Below are 18561 nucleotides of genomic sequence, written 5' to 3' on the forward strand. Positions count from 1 at the left end.
GAGATCAGCCGAGTTCGCTCGCGGAACGTCGGAGGGTCTCGAGCCACGACTCGCGGGCCTCGAGGGCCTCGCGGGCCTTGGCGGCCTCCCGCGCGTCGCCGGAGTTCTCGGCGCGGACCAGCTCCTCGCGGAGGCTGGCGATGGAGGCCTCGAGCTGCGAGAGCGCCGAGTCGGTTCGGGCCTGGATCTCGGGGTCGGTCCGGCGCCAGTTCTCATTCTCAGCGTGCTGGACGGCCTCCTCGACCTTTCGCAGGCCGGCCTCCATGCGGCCCATGTCCGCACGGGGGACCTTGCCGGCCTCTTCCCAGCGGTCGCGGATCGACTGGAGGCTACGCTTGGCGGTGCTCACGTCGGTGATCGGGAGCAGCTGCTGGGCCTCGGCGAGGAGGGCTTCCTTGACCTTCAGATTCGCCGCAAACTCGCGGTCAATGGCCTCGTTCGCCGCGTTCCGCGCTTCGAAGAAGACGTTCTGGGCCGCCCGGAAGCGCGTCCAGAGGGCGTCGTCCTCCTTGCGGTTGGCCCGCGGGGCGGCCTTCCACTCGTCCATGAGGCGACGGTATTCGCCTGCGGCGAAACCCCAGTCAGTGGAAGTCTGGAGTGCCTCAGCCTCGGCGATGAGCCGTTCCTTGACGCTCTTGGCCTCCGCGTTGGCGCTGTCCAGCTGCGAGAAGTAGGCGCGGCGGTGCCGATCGAACTGGGTGCGTGCGGCGCGGAACCGCTTCCAGAGCGCGTCCTCCGCGGCGCGACCGAGCCGCAGCCCTGACTTCTGCGAGGTCTTCCACGCGTCGAACAGCTCGTTCATGCGGGCGCCGCTCGTCTTCCACTGCGTCCGCTGGGGATCCTGCGCGGAGATGGCCTCGGCTTCGGAGACGATGGCCTCGCGGTTCGCGAGCTCCTCCGCCCGGGCCTTCTCATGGGCGGCCTTCTGCTCGGCCTCGGCCTCGGCGACGGCGGCGTCGAGGGCGTCGAGGCGCGCTTCCGCGGCGCGGATGTCGCCGACCATCGCTCGCTCGGTGAGCTGGGCGCGGAGGTGCCCTGAGGCCTTGCGGATGTCGCCCGCGGCCGCATGCGAGGAGACACGCTGTTCGAGGAGGACGATCTGGGCGATCACGTCTTCGTACTTGCGCGCGAAGTACGCGAGCGCCTCGTCCTCTGAGACTCCTGGGTACTGGCCGACCGAGTGCTCCTCGCCGTCGACCGTCAGGAACACGTGACCGTCTCCCTCGACCCGCCCCCATTTCCGGGCTTCGGCGAGATTGACCGCGGCTGGTGCCGCGGTTGCGACGGGCGCCGGGGCCGGCGCCGGTGCAGGCACGGGACCGGGCTTCGCCTTCGCGAAGGCCGCCGGGGAGGGGACGGAGGGAACGGGAGCAGCCTGGGGAGCTGCGGCGTCGTCGGGTTGCTGACTTTCGGTCACCGCTAGAAGTCTTTCGCTTGTGGTGGACTGGAGTTACGGGCTCGGCCCGCGGCTTAGTTCAGTGTGAACGAGTCTATCGTGACTGCGGTCACCGGAGCCCCGTCGTCGGCCGAAGCGCCGCCGGGAGCGACGCCCGCGGCGGCGATCTTGGTGATGACGTCGAGGCCGGATGTCACATGGCCGACGATGGTGTAGCCGCCCGCCGAATCGTTCGGGAACGTCGAGTCCTTGTAGGCGATGAAGAACTGCTGGCCGTTGCCGTACGCGTTGTCAGAGGTCCGCGCGACGGCGATCGTCCCAGCGGGGTACTTCTGGTCTGCCGGCGTGTTCTCGAGCGGGCCCCAAGTGTACGTGGGATCAGACTTCCCGGTGGCGTCCTCGGCACCGCACTGGAGGATCGACGCCGTAGCACCGGTCGTGAGCCGTTGGCACACGCGCCCCTTGAGCGTGCCCTTGTCGGCGAGCGACTTGAAGACTGCCGCCGCCTGCGGTGCCTTCGTGCCGTCGATCTGGACGCCGACCGTCCCGGTGTTGAGCACGAGGCTGCCGTTGAAGGTCTTCCCGGCGGCAGTGCTCGCCGCGGGGATGCCGGGTGCGTTGGTGGCAGCTGCCGAGGCCGAGGGCGACGCGCTGGCCGAGGCCGACGGCGACGCGAGGCCTGCCTGGGCGGCCGCGTACTGCTCAGCGGTGGGATTGGAGGCGAAGACCGTTCCCTGCAGGACGCCGGCGAGCGCGAGTGCGACGACGATGGCGGTCGCCGCGATGATGTTGTCGCGGCGGCGACGAGCCTGCTGGCCGCGGCGGAGGGCCTGCTTGGCCTCCATGAGCTGCACGCGGCGGCGCGCCTCCTGGGCGCTGCGTTTTGGCACGCGGACCGACCTCCCTGGCTACCGCATAAACTTGGGCATCAGTCAGTCTACGCACGCCGTTCGCACTCAAGGAGCATTGACCTCATGGCACGTACCGCCTCGCTGTCCGGATTCCCCGAGTGGCTTCCGCAAGAGCGACTGGTGGAGCTCCACGTGCTCGACACGCTCCGGAAGACGTTCGAGCTGCACGGCTTCTCGTCCATCGAGACCCGTGCCGTGGAAACGGTGGGCCAGCTCCTGCGCAAGGGGGAGATCGACAAGGAGGTCTACGGACTCAGCCGCCTCCAGGACGACGACGACGCCGCCAGCAAGTCCGACGCGAACGCGCTTGCCCTCCACTTCGACCTGACCGTCCCGTTCGCACGCTACGTCGTCGAGAACGCGGGCTACCTCGCCTTCCCCTTCCGCCGCTACCAGATCCAGAAGGTCTGGCGGGGCGAACGCCCGCAGGAGGGACGCGCCCGCGAGTTCACCCAGGCCGACATCGACGTCGTCGGCGACGGCTCGCTCCCGTTCCGCTATGACGTCGAATTGGCCCTCGTCATCGTCGAGGCGCTCTCGGCGCTGCCGATCCCGCCCTTCCGCCTCAGGGTCAACAACCGGAAGCTCGCGGAGGGCTTCTACCGCGGCATCGGGCTGACCGACACGGCCGGAGTGCTGCGGAGCATCGACAAGCTCGAGAAGGTCGGGCCCGAGCGCGTGGCCGAACTCCTCCACGAGGAGATCGGTGCAACCCCGGAGCAGGCGAAGGCGGCTCTCGAGCTCGCGTCGATCCGGACGGAGGATACCTCGTTCGTAGCCCGCGTGCGCGACCTCGGGGTGGAGGACGAACTGCTCGAGGAGGGGCTCAGCGAGCTCGAGCAGGTGATCGGCGCGGCCTCGGCGGCTGCCCCGGGAACCGTCGTCGCCGACCTCAGCATCGCCCGTGGCCTCGACTACTACACGGGGACGGTCTACGAGACTGTCCTCGTCGGCCACGAGCAGCTGGGCTCCATCTGCTCGGGCGGACGCTACGACGCACTCGCGACGAAGGGCAGCCGCAAGTTCCCCGGCGTCGGCCTCTCCATCGGCGTGACCAGGCTCGTGAGCCGCATCATCGGTGCCGAGCTCGCGACGGCCACCCGGTCGGTGCCGACTGCCGTCCTCGTGGCCCTGGCCGACGACGACTCCTGGCCGGACGCGCAGCAGGTCGCGTCCCAGCTGCGCGCCCGGGGAATTGCGACGGAGGTGGCCGCGACGGCCGAGAAGTTCGGCAAGCAGATCAAATACGCCGACCGCCGCGGGATCCCGTTCGTCTGGTTCGCCCACCACGACGGCACGCACGAAGTGAAGGACATCCGGTCGGGCGAGCAGGTCCCCGCGGATCCGTCGTCGTGGATCCCCGCGGCCGAGGACCTTGTGCCGCAGGTCCGCGCGAACCCGGGCAGGTAGACTTTCAGGGATATCGACAGGTCCAGCATGCCCGCCGCCGGTGCACCCCGTAGGCCAGCGGCAGGGACTCAGACAGCGGCCCTGATCGGATCGAAGACCCGAACTTCTGAAGAGGAGCGCCGTGCTGCGCACACATGACCTCGGTTCACTCCGTGCCGAGCACATTGGACAGACCGTAACGCTTGCCGGTTGGGTGGCCCGCCGCCGGGACCACGGCGGCGTGGCGTTCGTCGACCTGCGGGACGCCTCCGGCGTCGCGCAGATCGTCGTGCGCGAGGAGGAGGTCTTCCACGGGCTGCGCAACGAGTTCGTCCTCCAGGTCGTCGGCACGGTCGAGAAGCGTCCCGAGGGCAACGAGAACCCGCAGCTCGCGACCGGCGAGATCGAGGTCATCGCCGAGAGCGTGACCGTCCTGAACACCGCCGAGCCGCTGCCGTTCCAGGTCGACGAGCACGTCGAGGTCGGCGAGGAGGCCCGCCTGCGGCACCGCTACCTCGACCTCCGCCGGCCCGGGCCCGCGCGTGCGATGCGTCTGCGCTCGGACGCGAACCGCGTGGCCCGCGAGCTCCTGCACGACGAGGGCTTCGTCGAGGTCGAGACGCCGACCCTCACGCGATCGACTCCCGAGGGTGCCCGGGACTTCCTGGTGCCGGCCCGTCTCGCGCCGGGCTCGTGGTACGCGCTCCCGCAGTCGCCCCAGCTCTTCAAGCAGCTGCTCCAGGTCGGCGGCATCGAGAAGTACTACCAGATCGCACGGTGCTACCGGGACGAGGACTTCCGTGCCGACCGCCAGCCCGAGTTCACGCAGCTCGACATCGAGGCGAGCTTCGTGGAGCAGGACGACATCATCGCCCTGGGCGAACGGATCGTCGCCGCGATCTGGAAGCTCATCGGCGTGGAGGTCCAGACGCCCATCCGCCGCATGACCTATGCCGAGGCGATGGCCAAGTACGGCTCGGACAAGCCGGACCTGCGCTTCGGGCTCGAGCTCACGGACCTGACCGAGTACTTCAAGGACACGGAGTTCGGCGTCTTCAAGGCCGGCTACGCCGCGGGCTATATCGGCGCCGTCGTCATGCCGGGCGGAGCTTCCCAGCCGCGACGGACGCTCGACGCCTGGCAGGAGTGGGCGAAGCAGCGCGGGGCGAAGGGCCTCGCGTACGTCCTCTTCAAGGAGGACGGCGAGCTCGCGGGGCCGGTCGCCAAGAACCTCACCGAGAGCGAGCGGGAGGGCCTCGCAGAGGCGGTCGGGGCAGAGCCCGGCGACTGCATCTTCTTCGCCGCCGGCGAGCAGTCGGCGTCGCGCGCGCTGCTTGGCGCGGCCCGCGTCGAGATCGGCCACCGCACCGGCCTCATCAACCCCGAGGACTGGGCGTTCGTCTGGGTCGTCGACGCGCCGCTCTTCGAGCCCTCCGAGGCTGCGGTCGCGTCGGGCGACGTCGCGCTCGGCTACTCCGCCTGGACCGCGGTGCACCACGCGTTCACCTCCCCGAAGCCCGAGTTCCTGGAGACGTTCGACCAGGATCCCGGCTCCGCTCTCGCCTACGCCTACGACATCGTGTGCAACGGCAACGAGATCGGCGGAGGCTCGATCCGTATCCACCGCCGGGACATCCAGGAGCGCGTGTTCAAGGTCATGGGCATCGACCCTGAGGCAGCGCAGGAGAAGTTCGGCTTCCTGCTCGAGGGCTTCAAGTACGGCGCCCCTCCGCACGGCGGGATCGCGTTCGGCTGGGACCGGGTGGTCGCTCTCCTCGCCGGGGTCGACTCCATCCGCGAGGTCATCGCGTTCCCGAAGACGGGCAACGGCTACGACCCGCTCACGGCCGCGCCCGCCCCGATCACTCCCGAGCAGCGCAAGGAGGCGGGCGTTGATGCGAAGCCAGACTCGGCCAAGGCTCCCGCCGGGAACCCGCCGCAGAAGCCCGTGGTGGGGGAGAAGGCGCGCGCCTGACTGTCGCACCGGCGGCGTAGCGTAGTGGTGATGGAAGATCTGTTCGGGCTCGAGCCGATGGACGACGGCGGAGCCGACCGCGTCCGTGAGGGCGATGCCGGGCCGGGGGAGCGGGCGGAGCGGGCTGAACGTGCCCGGCGTGAAGCGCAGCGCAGCCCGCTTGCGGTCCGCATGCGCCCGCGCACCCTCGACGAGGTCGTGGGCCAGCAGCACCTGCTCGGCCCGGGCTCGCCGCTGCGGCAGCTCGCCGCCGGCGCCGAGGCGTCGGGTGGGCCCACCGGCCCGAGTTCGCTCATCCTCTGGGGGCCGCCCGGCACCGGGAAGACGACGCTCGCCCACGTCATTGCGCGCGGCCCGGGCCGCAAGTTCGTCGAGCTCTCGGCCATCACCGCTGGCGTCAAGGACGTCCGGCGCGTCATGGACGAGGCGCTCACGGCCAGGGACCTCCACCGCGTCACGACCGTCCTGTTCCTCGATGAGATCCACCGCTTCACGAAGGCCCAGCAGGACGCGCTCCTCCCGGGGGTCGAGAACCGATGGGTAGTCCTCGTGGCGGCGACGACGGAGAACCCCTCGTTCTCCGTCGTCTCCCCGCTCCTCTCGCGGTCGCTGCTCCTGACCCTGCAGCCGCTCACCGAGGATGACATCCGAGGCCTGCTCGAGCGCGCGGCGAAGGATCCACGCGGTCTGGGAGGCGCCGTCGTCCTCTCGGACGAAGCATCCGAGCACCTCGTGCGGCTGGCCGGGGGAGACGCCCGGCGTGCGCTCACAGCGCTCGAAGCCGCGGCCGCCGTCGCGTTGGACGAGGCGGCACGGGGAGGCGCCGAGGGCGGCGGGGAAGCCGCGGACGACGACGGAGCGGACCCGGGCGCGGGCGTCACCCTCGAGGTGCGCCACACCGAGAAGGCCCTCGACGTCCACGCGGTCCGCTACGACCGCCAGGGCGACATGCACTACGACGTCATCAGCGCCTTCATTAAGTCCATCAGGGGCTCCGATGTGGACGCTGCCCTGCACTATCTGGCGAAGATGATCGAGGCGGGGGAGGACCCGCGCTTCATCGCCCGGCGCATCATCATCTCGGCGGCCGAGGACATCGGCATGGCGGACCCGACGGCGCTCCAGACCGCGGTGGCAGCGGCACAGGCGGTGCAGCTCATCGGCATGCCGGAAGGCCGGATCGTGCTGGCCGAGGCCGTGGTCCATCTCGCGACGGCGCCGAAGTCGAACGCCTCGTACATGGGCATCAACGCCGCGATCGCCGACGTGCGGGCCGGGCGCGGGACAGGCGTTCCCGCCCACCTGCGTGACGCGCACTATGCCGGAGCGCAGCGCCTCGGCCACGGAGCCGGCTACGCCTACGCGCACGACGCCCCGCACTCCGTGGCGACGCAGCAGTATCCGCCCGACGACCTCGTCGGCAAGGACTACTACGTGCCCACCGGCAACGGAGCAGAGCGGGAGATCGCCGCACGGCTCGAACGGCTGAGGTCGATCGTCCGCGGGACGTGATAGGCTGGTTGACCGTCTGGCACGTCGCGTGTCTGTCTCTTCTCATGTGCCACATTCCCTGTGCAGGTCTCCTGTGTGGGGCTGTGTCCTGAAGGCAGCGCGGATGGCAGCTGATGGCAGCAACGGGCCGAAGCTCTCCCACCTGGAGGCCAGGAATCACACAAGCCGTTGCGCAACGAAAGGAACCACGTGTCGAGCACTCGTGCCCGCCGTCAGACGCGTCTCTCGCGCTCTCTCGGCCTCGCCCTCACCCCCAAGGCCGCCAAGTACATGGAGCGCCGCCCGTACGGCCCCGGTGAGCACGGCCGCGCCCGCAAGAAGCAGGACTCGGACTACGCAGTCCGCCTCCGCGAGAAGCAGCGCCTCCGCGCGCAGTACGGCATCCGCGAGGCGCAGATGGCGCGCGCGTTCGAGGAGGCCAAGCGCACCAAGGGCCTGACCGGTGAGAACCTCATCGAGCTCCTCGAGATGCGTCTCGACGCGCTCGTGCTCCGCGCAGGCTTCGCCCGTACGATCGCCCAGGCCCGCCAGCTCGTTGTGCACCGCCACATCACTGTCGACGGCCAGCGGGTCGACCGCCCGTCGTTCCGCGTCGCCGAGGGCCAGCTCATCAGCGTCCACGAGCGCTCCGAGACCATGGCGCCCTTCCAGGTCGCCGCAGCCGGTGCCCACCGCGACGTCCTCCCGGCCGTTCCGGGCTACCTCGACGTCAAGCTCGAGGCCCTCCAGGCGCGTCTCGTGCGCCGCCCGAAGCGCTCCGAGATCCCCGTGACCTGCGAGGAGCAGCTCGTCGTCGAGTACTACGCGCGCTGATCCTCCCCCGACCTCAGTTCGACCCGGCAGGATCGAACGCCAAGGTCGGCAGCAAGGAGCCCGCGGCCGAGTGCCGCGGGCTCCTTTGTGCGTGAGCGGGAGCTGAAGACAACCACTGTAATAAGGTAGCCAAGGGATGCCGTCGGGCAGTCCTGTGAGGAGGAACCCTGTGTCCGGAGCCGACATCGCCGGCCTCATCGCTGCCGGCGTGTTCGCCGTGCTGGTTGCGTTGCTCGCAGTGCCGATCATCAAACTCGGCCGCGTGTTCGACGAGCTGCGGGCCTCGATCCGGACACTCGCCGATGGCGCCACCCCGCTCATGGACGAAGTGACATCCACGGTGTCGACGACTCACGAGCAGCTCCGGAAGGTCGACGGAATCGCGGCCAACGTCTCCGACGCGACCGCGAACGTCTCAGCCCTGTCCTCGCTCGTCGCCGCTACCATCGGTTCGCCCCTCGTCAAGGTCGCCTCGTTCACCTACGGGGTCAGGACGGCGTGGGCCCAGCGGGGGAGCACAGCGAGGCCCTCGGGGCGCCGAAGCCGTTGACAGGGCCTACGACAGAAGCCACGGGACAAGGAACGGGGAATGGCATGAGGAGTCTGATCTGGCTCTCCGTCGGGGTGGCCGTCGGCGTGGTCGCCTACCGCGCCGCACAGCAGCTCCGCGACGAGCCATCGAAGGGCGGCCTCAACCGGGCCGTGAACCGGTTCGCCGACGGTGCCGCACACTTCGCGGAGGACGTCCGGCGGGCGATGGCAACGAGGGAAGGCGAACTCCGCAGCGCCCTGGGCATCGAGGCCTGAGCACGCCCGTTCGCGGCCGAGAGGCCGTTCGGGGCACAATGGACCGTTGCGGTGGCACACCCACCGCGCCGACACCACGCGCCAGAGCCGCGCGGTGGACAATTTGGAAGGGTTGAACAACTGGCCATGAAGTCGCACGAGATCACTCGACGCTGGGTCGACTACTTCGTCAGCAAGGGGCACACGGCGGTGCCCTCGGCGTCGCTCGTCTCCAGCGATCCCTCGCTGCTCTTCACGGTTGCGGGCATGGTCCCGTTCATCCCGTACCTGACCGCCCGGGAAGAGGCGCCCTTCCGGCGTGCCACGAGCGTCCAGAAGTGCATCCGCACGGGCGACATCGAGGAGGTCGGCAAGACCGCCCGGCACGGCACGTTCTTCCAGATGTGCGGAAACTTCTCGTTCGGCGACTACTTCAAGGAAGACGCGATCAAGTTCGCGTACGAGTTGCTCACCAAGAGCGTGGACGACGGCGGCTACGGCCTCCCAGCCGAGCGGCTGTGGGTCACGGTCTACGAGGAGGACGACGAGGCCGAGCGGCTGTGGCTCGCCAACACTGCCATCCCTTCCGAGCGCATCCAGCGCATGGGCAAGAGCGACAACTACTGGTCCACGGGCCAGCCCGGCCCTGCCGGCCCCTGCTCGGAGATCTACTACGACCGCGGGCCTGCCTACGGGATCGAAGGCGGCCCCGCGGCCGACGACAACCGATACGTCGAGATCTGGAACCTCGTGTTCATGCAGTACCAGATCGAGAACGTGCGGTCGAAGGTCGAATTCGACATCGTCGGGGAACTGCCGAAGAAGAACATCGACACGGGCCTCGGCATGGAGCGCCTCGCCATGATCCTCCAGGGCGTCGAGAACATGTACGAGACCGACCAGGTGCGCCCGGTCATCGACAAGGCGTCCGAGCTCTCCGGCAAGGAGTACACGTCCGCGGAGACCGACAAGGACCCGCACCACACCGACGACGTCCGGATGCGCGTCGTCGCCGACCACGTCCGCTCGGCCCTCATGCTCATCGCCGACGGCGTGAGCCCCTCGAATGAGGGACGCGGCTACGTCCTGCGCCGCCTGATCCGCCGGGCCGTCCGCGCCATGCGCCTGCTAGGCGTCGAGAAGCCGGTGCTCCCCGAGCTGCTGCCCGCCTCGCGGGACGCGATGAAGGGCGTCTACCCGCAGGTGGAGAAGGATTTCGACCGGATCAGCCGGATCGCGTATGCCGAGGAGAAGGCCTTCCTCAGGACGATCGCCGCCGGTACGGCCCGACTCGACGAAGCGGTGCGGCTGTCGAAGGCGTCGGGAAGCGCCCTCTCGGGCGAGGAGGCCTTCACCCTGCACGACACCTACGGGTTCCCCATCGACCTGACCCTCGAGATGGCCGAAGAGGCCGGCGTCAGGGTGGACGAGTCGGGGTTCCGTGCCCTCATGGAGGACCAGCGGAGGCGCGCGCGGGCGGACGCCAAGGAGAAGAAGAGCGGGCACGCCGATCTCGGCGTGTTCCAGGAGCTGCTCGCCGAAGGACCCACGGTCTTCACCGGCTACACCGAGCTCGAGGGTGAGTCCCGCGTCCGCGGCCTCCTCACGCGCGGCAGCCAGATCAGCAGCGCCCCGACGGGGTCCGAGGTCGAGATCGTCCTCGAGGAGACGCCGTTCTACGCCGAGGCGGGTGGGCAGGCCGCCGACACCGGGCTCATCACGGGCGACGGATTCGTCGTCGAGGTCCTCGACGTCCAGCGCCCGGTCAAGGGGCTCAGCGTGCACAAGGGAATCGTCCGCGAAGGCGAACTTCCCTCCGCCGCCCTCGTGCGCACCGCCGTCGACCGCGAACGCCGGCATGCCGCCGAGCAGGCTCACACCGCGACGCACCTCGTCCACGCCGCGCTACGCCAGATCCTCGGGCCGGAGGCCGTCCAGCGCGGCTCGTTCAACAAGGCCGGGTACCTCCGGTTCGACTTCGCATGGGGCGAGCAGCTCAGCGGTGCCTCCCGCAGCGAGATCGAGGAGGTCGCGAACCTCGCGATCCGCGACAACTTCGCAGTGAACACGTCCGAGATGCCGCTCGCCGAGGCCAAGGCCGCGGGCGCGATGGCGCTCTTCGGCGAGAACTACGGCTCCCGAGTCCGAGTCGTCGAGATCAACGGCCCGTGGTCGATGGAGCTCTGCGGCGGCACGCACGTCGACTCGACCGCGCTCATCGGCTCGCTCACCCTGCTCGGCGAGCAGTCGGTCGGCTCGGGCAACCGCCGCGTCGAAGCGTTCGTGGGCCTGGATGCATTCCGCCACCAGGCCGCGGAGCGCGCCCTCGTGTCCGAGCTCACCGAGATGTTCAAGGTTCCCTCGGGCCAGCTCGCCGAGCGCATCGGCTCCACCCTCGCGAAGCTCAAGAACGCCGAGAAGGAGCTCGAGCGACTCCGCAAGGAGAAGCTCGCTGCCTCCGCCGCGGCACTCGTCGGCACGGCGAAGGACGCAGCCGGGGTTCGCCTCATCACCCACGACGCCGGGGAGATCAGCTCGGCCGACGAGCTTCGGGGCCTCGCCCTCGACCTCCGTGCACGCCTGGGCAGTGGCGCGTCCGCCGTCGCGGTCGCCGGTGTCGCGAACGGGCGGCCGGTCGTGCTCGTGGCAACGAACGAGGCAGCCCGGGAAGCCGGCGTCAAGGCCGGCGCCCTGGTGCGCACCGCAGCAGCGGTCCTCGAGGGCGGAGGCGGAGGCAAGGACGACATCGCCCAGGGCGGCGGCACGGACGCCTCCAAGGTCGTCGAGGCCCTGAGCGCCGTTTCGACGGCCGTGGCAGCCCGCTGAAGGACGCAGAATGTCCCTCGGAGCTCCTGACCAGCAGCCCCCGGCGTTCCGCCGCGGGGTGCGGCTGGGCGTCGACGTCGGGACTGTCCGCGTCGGGCTCGCCGCCTGCGACCCGGATGGGATCCTTGCAAGCCCTGTCCGGACCCTCGACAGGGACCCCAAGAAGAACCAGGACGTCCGCGCGGTCGCCCGGGAAGCAGCCGAGCGGGGCGCGGTCCAAGTGTTCGTCGGACTGCCCCGGGGGCTGAGCGGGACCGAATCGGCATCGGCTGCGATGGCGCGGAGCTTCGCACGGCTCCTCGCCGACCGCTTGGCCGCGGACGGTTCGGAATGCGAGGTCCGCTTGGTCGATGAGAGATTCACCACGGTCGAAGCACACCGGAACCTTCGCTCGGCTGGCCTGTCCACCCGAGATCACCGTAGAGTGGTGGATCAGGTGGCCGCCGTCGGCATCCTCGAGCATGCCCTGAACCTGCTCAAGAACAGTCGCGGCGAAACCGGAGAACTTGTGCCGCCAGCGGCGGAGCACGGTGGGGGGATCCGCCGAGACGACCCGAACAGGAGTGCGTAGCCAGGATGGACCCTCAGGACCATGAGACCCGGCCCACGTCTGACCGGCCTCTGACGCGCCGCGAGCTGAGGGCTCGGGAGCGTGAAGTGACCGAGACGCAGCAGCGGAAGCAGTCCGCGTCGAATCCGACGCCCGCGCCCACCGCCGGGCCGACGGCGTCGCCGCACCGCCCGCCGTCGACCGTGCCGACAGCCCAGACTCCCACCGTTGTGCCCTCTGACGAGGGCGAACGGGTCGGGAGCCGGACAGAGGCCACCCCGACGACGCCGGGCAGCGCTGCCGCAGCTGCGCGCACGCGCCCGCGCACCGGCCGCACCCTCGCCGACTGGCCCGCTCCCGTGCCCGCCTCGGCCAGCTACCTCGCCGTCAGGGGAGAGCCCGTGTACGAGGCCGAAGAACGCGTGGCGCGTGGACTTCGGCGCCCCACCAACCCGGCCTCAGGCAAGGACGCCCAGACGACCCGGTTCCTGCCGGCCGTCGATCCGGCCTCCTCCAGCGCGCGCGCTGAGGCGCCTGAATCGGCCGTGCCAGGTGCCGGGATGCGCCAGGGCCGCGATGCCGAGGGGAGGAGCCTCGCGGCAACCGGTGCGTCGGAGGCAGGCGACGCCGGAGGCTCCGTCCTCAAGCGCGCCAAGGCGGTGCGGGCCGCCGCTGCACCACTGGATGCGTCCGCTGCTCCGCGAGCCGCGGGCGACACCGCCGCCTGGGACGCCCAGCCCGACGAGGGCCTAGACGGCCGCCATCGGAACGCAGCCCTCCGCCATCAGGCCGGCTCCAGTGTCGACGTCGCCGATCCGGGCAGCGCGGTCGCCGGTGAGCCCGACGTCGTAGCTGCCGCTGACACCCTCCTTGCGGAGCCGGTGCCCCCGGTCGGCCCGGACGATTCCACGGTGCACGAGGCGGTCTTCGCCTCGGCCGAAGTGGTGAAGGCGCCCCGTCGCCGCTCGCGGCAGTTCAAGGCGATCATCTCCATGACGATCGCGCTGGCCCTCATCGTGGGCGCGTGCTTCCTCGGTGCGGCCGTGCTCCGCCCGCTCCTCGGCATGGACAAGGTGACGGACTACCCTGGTCCGGGCACGGGCCAGGTCAGCATCACGGTGCAGCCGGGGTCGGGGCCGCGGGCCGTGGCGGACGAGCTGCAGAAGGACGGCGTGATCGCGGATGCGGACACGTTCCTCAACGCGTTCGCAAGCACGGGGGCCAGCCTCCACCCGGGCGACTACACGTTCAAGAAGCAGATGAAGTCCTCCGACGCGGCAGCAGTCCTCGGAGGCGACACTGCCAAGGTCATCTACTTCGCCCTGAGCGCGGGGCTCCGTGTCAGCGACTCGCTCGCCACGATCGCCCAGTCGGCAGGTGTGAACCTGGGCGACCTCAACACCCTCAACAGCCAGCCCCAGCAGTTCGGGCTGCCCGCGAAGGCGAAGAACCTCGAGGGCTACCTGGCCCCGGGCGAGTACAGGTTCCCCGTGGGGACGTCCGCGAAGGACATCATCACCAAGCTCGTCTCGACGACCACGGACGAGCTCAAGCAGGACGGCATCACGGACCCGAACCAGCAGTACCAGGTCCTCACCGTCGCGAGCATCGTCCAGGCCGAGGGCGGCCAGGCCGACTACGGCAACGTGGCCGGCGCCATCTACAACCGCCTCAAGCCGAACGACCAGACCAACGGCCTCATCCAGTCCGACGCCACGGTCACGTACGGGCTGGGCACCAAGACCGTCCAGCTCACCGATGCCCAGAAGGCGGACGCGAGCAACCCGTACAACACCTACGTGCACGCCGGTCTCCCGCCCGGACCGATTGGCTCGCCGGGCTCCAAGGCCGTAGCGGCCGCGGCCCATCCGACGTCGAACGACTACCTCTTCTGGGTCACGGTCAACCTCGCCACAGGTGAGACCAAGTTCGCGAAGACGTACGCCGAGCACCAAGCGAACGTTGCCCAGTACCAGCAGTGGTGCACCGCGAACCCCGGGAAGTGCCAGTGACCTCAGGCAGGCGTCGGGCGGCCGTCCTCGGCCATCCGATCGGCCATTCGCGGTCGCCTGCGCTCCATCGCGCCGCGTACGAGGCCCTGGGCGTGGACATCGAGTACGTGTCCTTCGACCTCGTCCCGGACCAGCTCGGCGACTTTGTCCGAAAGGTCCGGGGCGAGGACGGCTGGTGCGGGCTTTCCGTGACGATGCCGCTCAAGGCCGCGCTCGTCGGGTCGATGGATCGGCTGGAAGGCAACGCCACGGTGCTCGGTGTCCTGAACACCGTCACGTTCGAACGGAGCTCGGGGAGGCTCGCGCTCGTCGGCCACAACACCGACGTCGCGGGCATCGTCGAGGCCCTTCGGCATGCCGGAGTCGTGCGGGCTGCCGCACCCGTCATCGTCGGGGCCGGCAACACTGCCCTCGCCGCCGTCGCAGCGATCTCCGAGCTGGGGGCGGCGGCGGTGCGCTTCCTCGTCCGCGACCCCAGCCGAGCGGCCGAGGCGGCAGCCCTCGCAGAGCGGCTCGGCCTCGCCGTCGCCCTTGAGCCCATCGAAGGCGGTGCTGCCGCCCTGGCTGCCGCCGACGTCGTCGTTAGCACTCTGCCTCCACGCGCTGCCGATGCCCTGGCGGGGGAGCTGGCAGCGCAGGCGGCCGACGACGGCGTCACCGGCGTCCTGCTCGACGTCGCCTACGACCCATGGCCGAGCCGCCTCGGAGAGGCGTGGGAAGCACGCGGCGGGCGCACCCTGCATGGGCTCGAGATGCTCGTGTACCAGGCGGTCGAGCAGATCGTCCTCTTCACAGGACGAGAAGATGCGCGCCGCCTCGACGTCATAGATGTGATGTGTAACTCAGTTGGCCTTGCGCAGCGAGCTCGCTAGCGGGGCCCCGTGGCAGGATGGATGGCATGTTGCGTTGGTTGACCGCCGGGGAATCGCATGGTCCGGCACTCGTGGGGATCATCGAGGGGCTCCCGGCAGGCGTCGAGCTGACGAGTGAGGACGTCCGCCAGGCTCTCGCACGGCGCCGTCTCGGCTACGGTCGCGGTGCCCGGATGAAGTTCGAGCAGGACGAGGTGACCCTCGTGGGCGGGGTCCGGCACGGCCTCACTCAGGGCGGACCCGTCGCGATCCAGGTGGGCAACACCGAATGGCCCAAGTGGGAGCAGGTCATGGCGGCCGATCCCATCGACCCGGAGGCACTCGAAGGGGTAGCTCGGAACGCTCCCCTGACCCGGCCGCGGCCGGGCCACGCAGACTTCACGGGGATGCAGAAGTACGGCTTCGACGAGGCCCGTCCGGTCCTCGAGCGCGCCTCGGCCCGCGAGACCGCGGCCCGAGTCGCCCTCGGCACCGTCGCCGCGAACTTCCTCCGCCAGCTCGGGGTCGAGCTTGTGAGCCACACGACGCAGATCGCGGCCGTCGCCGCTCCCGAGAACGCGCCGCTGCCGCTCCCGTCGGACGTCGACGCCCTGGACGCCGATCCGCTGCGCTGCTTCCATGCCGAAACCTCGACGGCTATGGTCGCCGAGGTGGACGCCGCGCACAAGGAGGGCGAGACGCTCGGCGGCGTCGTCGAGGTGCTCGCGTATGGGCTGCCGCCCGGACTCGGGAGCTACGTCCATTGGGACCGCCGTCTCGACGCCAGGCTCGCCGCCGCGCTCATGGGCATTCAGGCCATCAAGGGCGTCGAGGTCGGCGACGGGTTCCGGACCGCGGCCCGGCGGGGTTCGCAGGCTCACGACGAGATCGTGCGCGACGCCTCCGGCAAGATCGTGCGCTCGACGAACCGTGCGGGCGGCATCGAGGGAGGGATGAGCATCGGGGACGTGCTCCGCGTCCGCGCTGCGATGAAGCCCATCGCGACCGTCCCACGCGCGCTCGGCACGATCGACATCGCCACGGGCGAGGCCGCCAAGGCCCACCACCAGCGCTCGGACGTGTGCGCGGTGCCCGCAGCGGGCGTCGTCGCCGAGGCCATGGTCGCCCTCGTGCTGGCCCAGGCCGTGCTCGAGAAGTTCGGCGGGGACTCGGTCGGGGAGACCAGGCGCAACCTCGAATCCTTCCTCGCGAACATCCCTGCCGAGATGGACTCGATCACGCGATGACGTCTGCCGCAGCACACCCGGTTGTCGGGCGCACGGTTCTCCTCATGGGGCCGATGGCGTCCGGCAAGTCGTCGGTAGGCTCCGCACTCGCCCGGATCCTGGGCGCCGACTTCGCCGACACCGACGTCCGGGTCGTCGAGCAGCATGGGCCGATCCCGGAGATCTTCGCCGCCCGGGGCGAGGAGGTGTTCCGTGACCTCGAGGCCCAAGCCATCGCGGACGTGCTCGGAGAGGAGCACCCGAACGGGATCGTCGTTGCGCTCGGGGGCGGAGCGATACTGCGCCCCGAGACGCGCGAGCGCGTGGCCGGGCACGACGTCGTATACCTCGAGGTCGCGTGGGAAGACGTCGCGCCGCGCCTCGTGGGCAGCGAGGACCGTCCGCTCCTCCACGGACAGGCGGAGGCGAGCTGGCGCGAGCTCATGGAGCGGCGCCGCCCGCTGTACGAAGCAGTAGCGACCCTCAAGGTCCACGCCGCCGGCGGAACGGCGGACGAAGTGGCGCAGGCGGTCGCGGACCAGTTGATTCCCCTCCAGAAGGAGCTGACGCGTGAGCGCCGACACTGACATCAGCAGCGACCCCACGGTCATCAGGGTCACCGGCTCCCAGCCTCAGGAGAACTACGACGTCGTCGTCGGACACGGGCTCCTCGATCGCCTTGCGCCGATCCTGGGCGAGCGGGTCAAGCGCGTGCTCGTCATCCACCCGCGGGCCCTCCGCGCGACGGGCGACGCCGTCCGCGAGTCCCTCGAGTCCGACGGCTTCATGGCCCTCACCGCGGAGATCCCTGACGCCGAGGAGGGCAAGCACATCCAGGTTGCCGCGTTCTGCTGGCAGGTGCTGGGCCAGAACGACTTCACCCGCTCGGACGCGATCGTCTCGGTCGGCGGCGGTGCGGTGACCGACCTCGGCGGGTTCGTGGCCGCGACGTGGCTGCGCGGCGTCCGCGTTGTCCATCTCCCCACGAGCCTGCTCGGCATGGTCGACGCAGCTGTCGGCGGCAAGACCGGCATCAACACGGCGGAAGGCAAGAACCTCGTCGGCGCGTTCCACCCGCCGGCCGCGGTGCTGGCCGACCTCGATGCGCTTGCGACCCTGCCCCGCAACGAACTCGTCTCCGGGCTCGCAGAGGTCGTGAAGTGCGGCTTCATCGCGGATCCGGCAATCCTCGACCTCATCGAGGGCGATCCCGAGGGCTGCACCGACCCCGGCTCCGCGACGCTCCGGGAGCTTGTCGAGCGCGCCATCGCGGTGAAGGCCGACGTTGTCTCGTCGGACCTCAAGGAGAGCGGCCGGCGGGAGATCCTCAACTACGGCCACACCCTGGGGCACGCGATCGAGCTCGCGGAGCGCTACCAGTGGCGGCATGGCGCGGCGGTGAGTGTGGGCATGATGTTCGCGGCCGAACTCGCGCGGAGCGTCGGCCGGCTCGATGACAGCGTGGCAGACCGGCACCGCAGCATCCTCGAAGGCCTGGGGCTCCCGACGTCGTACCGTGGCGACCGCTGGCAGGCGCTGCTGGACGGCATGCGCCGGGACAAGAAGGCCCGAGGCGACCTCCTGCGCTTCGTCGTGCTCGACGACGTCGCGAAGCCTGGGATCCTCGACGTTCCGGACACGTCGCTCCTGTTCGCTGCCTATCAGGAAATCGCCGAAGGAATCACCACATGATGATCGACCGACGCGAGTGGCCCGACGCCGGCTTCCCCGGGATCGCCGTCGACCCGGACACTCTCAACGCGGTCGTCGTGGACGAGGAACGGTGCGAGGCGGCCCTCGAGGCGAGCGGCTCGCTCGAGGACCGCGCCGTCGTCGAACTCGCCCGCGGCCATGTCAGCAAGGCCGCCGAGCTCATCGTCGAGGCGCGCTACCACGAGCCGGAATCGTTCCAGCTGAAGGTGCTCGAGCTCGACGTCCTGCGCCTCGGAAACCGCAACGACCGGGCGCTCGAGCGGGCGCGGCAGATCCTGGCCGAGGTCAAGGGGACTCCGCGCGAAGCCACGGTGCAGCAGTACCTCGGGAAGATCCAGTTCACGCGAGGGCAGTTCGCGGCGGCAGAGGACGCCTTCGCGAAGGCCCTCGAGCTGCGCGTCGCTGCGGCGGCCGACGCGAGCCTCATCTACACGAGCACCGTCGCGCTCGGCAGGGCACGCGAAGAGCGGTACGGCTCGACCGCCTGACGCCGGACCTGAGCGGGCGAGAGGCCCTCGGGGGAGTGCGGCTCTGCCACGGGTAGAATGGATCCCGGATTTCCGCGCGTGCGGCTGGCCCTGTCTCGGTGACGCCAGCACGC

At 70.1% G+C, this 18561-nt stretch carries 16 protein-coding genes; 14 read left to right on the forward strand and 2 right to left on the reverse strand.

Features of this window, described 5'->3' with window-relative positions:
- Positions 1 to 4: 4 nt before the first annotated feature.
- Positions 5 to 1417, reverse strand: a complete 1413-nt coding sequence (locus E6A21_RS11310; protein ID WP_138444246.1) for a DUF349 domain-containing protein — start codon at positions 1415 to 1417, stop codon at positions 5 to 7.
- A gap of 53 nt (positions 1418 to 1470) precedes the next feature.
- Positions 1471 to 2241, reverse strand: coding sequence for a peptidylprolyl isomerase (locus tag E6A21_RS11315; protein WP_138444331.1), 771 nt, complete (start codon positions 2239 to 2241; stop codon positions 1471 to 1473).
- Between the two features lie 129 nt (positions 2242 to 2370).
- Between E6A21_RS11315 and hisS the strand changes: the two genes are divergently transcribed.
- From hisS to E6A21_RS11385, 14 genes are all read left to right on the forward strand, one after another.
- A complete protein-coding gene (hisS, locus tag E6A21_RS11320; protein ID WP_138444247.1) occupies positions 2371 to 3717 on the forward strand; it encodes a histidine--tRNA ligase in 1347 nt (448 codons plus the stop codon).
- A gap of 121 nt (positions 3718 to 3838) precedes the next feature.
- Entirely contained in the window at positions 3839 to 5671 is a 1833-nt protein-coding gene (gene aspS / locus E6A21_RS11325; RefSeq protein ID WP_138444248.1) for an aspartate--tRNA ligase, read from the forward strand.
- Positions 5672 to 5842: 171 nt separating this feature from the next.
- Entirely contained in the window at positions 5843 to 7183 is a 1341-nt protein-coding gene (locus tag E6A21_RS11330) for a replication-associated recombination protein A (protein WP_425471546.1), read from the forward strand.
- Positions 7184 to 7372: 189 nt separating this feature from the next.
- On the forward strand, positions 7373 to 7996 hold the full coding sequence (gene rpsD, locus E6A21_RS11335) for a 30S ribosomal protein S4 (protein ID WP_138444250.1): 624 nt from the start codon (positions 7373 to 7375) through the stop codon (positions 7994 to 7996).
- Between the two features lie 169 nt (positions 7997 to 8165).
- Positions 8166 to 8546: a DUF948 domain-containing protein gene (locus E6A21_RS11340; protein ID WP_138444251.1), complete on the forward strand. Its 381-nt coding sequence runs from the start codon at positions 8166 to 8168 to the stop codon at positions 8544 to 8546.
- A gap of 44 nt (positions 8547 to 8590) precedes the next feature.
- Positions 8591 to 8803 (forward strand): hypothetical protein, encoded by a 213-nt coding sequence (locus tag E6A21_RS11345; protein WP_138444252.1) that lies wholly within the window; start codon positions 8591 to 8593, stop codon positions 8801 to 8803.
- A 126-nt stretch (positions 8804 to 8929) separates the two neighbouring features.
- Positions 8930 to 11608: an alanine--tRNA ligase gene (alaS, locus tag E6A21_RS11350; protein WP_138444253.1), complete on the forward strand. Its 2679-nt coding sequence runs from the start codon at positions 8930 to 8932 to the stop codon at positions 11606 to 11608.
- 10 nt (positions 11609 to 11618) lie between these two features.
- On the forward strand, positions 11619 to 12179 hold the full coding sequence (gene ruvX, locus E6A21_RS11355) for a Holliday junction resolvase RuvX (protein WP_138444254.1): 561 nt from the start codon (positions 11619 to 11621) through the stop codon (positions 12177 to 12179).
- A gap of 86 nt (positions 12180 to 12265) precedes the next feature.
- Positions 12266 to 14170 (forward strand): endolytic transglycosylase MltG, encoded by a 1905-nt coding sequence (mltG, locus tag E6A21_RS11360; RefSeq protein ID WP_246036406.1) that lies wholly within the window; start codon positions 12266 to 12268, stop codon positions 14168 to 14170.
- Positions 14167 to 15042 carry a shikimate dehydrogenase gene (locus E6A21_RS11365; protein WP_138444255.1) on the forward strand — a complete coding sequence of 292 codons (876 nt, stop codon included), beginning with the start codon at positions 14167 to 14169 and terminating at the stop codon, positions 15040 to 15042. The genes mltG and E6A21_RS11365 overlap by 4 nt, the downstream gene beginning before the upstream one ends.
- 26 nt (positions 15043 to 15068) lie before the next feature.
- Entirely contained in the window at positions 15069 to 16268 is a 1200-nt protein-coding gene (gene aroC, locus E6A21_RS11370; protein ID WP_138444256.1) for a chorismate synthase, read from the forward strand.
- Positions 16265 to 16834 (forward strand): shikimate kinase, encoded by a 570-nt coding sequence (locus E6A21_RS11375; RefSeq protein WP_138444257.1) that lies wholly within the window; start codon positions 16265 to 16267, stop codon positions 16832 to 16834. Before aroC ends, E6A21_RS11375 begins: the two co-directional genes overlap by 4 nt.
- A 1-nt stretch (position 16835) precedes the next feature.
- Positions 16836 to 17939 (forward strand): 3-dehydroquinate synthase, encoded by a 1104-nt coding sequence (gene aroB, locus E6A21_RS11380; RefSeq protein ID WP_138444333.1) that lies wholly within the window; start codon positions 16836 to 16838, stop codon positions 17937 to 17939.
- Positions 17936 to 18448, forward strand: coding sequence for a tetratricopeptide repeat protein (locus E6A21_RS11385; RefSeq protein WP_138444258.1), 513 nt, complete (start codon positions 17936 to 17938; stop codon positions 18446 to 18448). The genes aroB and E6A21_RS11385 overlap by 4 nt, the downstream gene beginning before the upstream one ends.
- The last annotated feature ends 113 nt before the right edge of the window (positions 18449 to 18561 follow it).

The sequence above is a fragment of the Sinomonas susongensis genome (assembly GCF_005877005.1).
GTDB lineage: Bacteria > Actinomycetota > Actinomycetes > Actinomycetales > Micrococcaceae > Sinomonas > Sinomonas susongensis.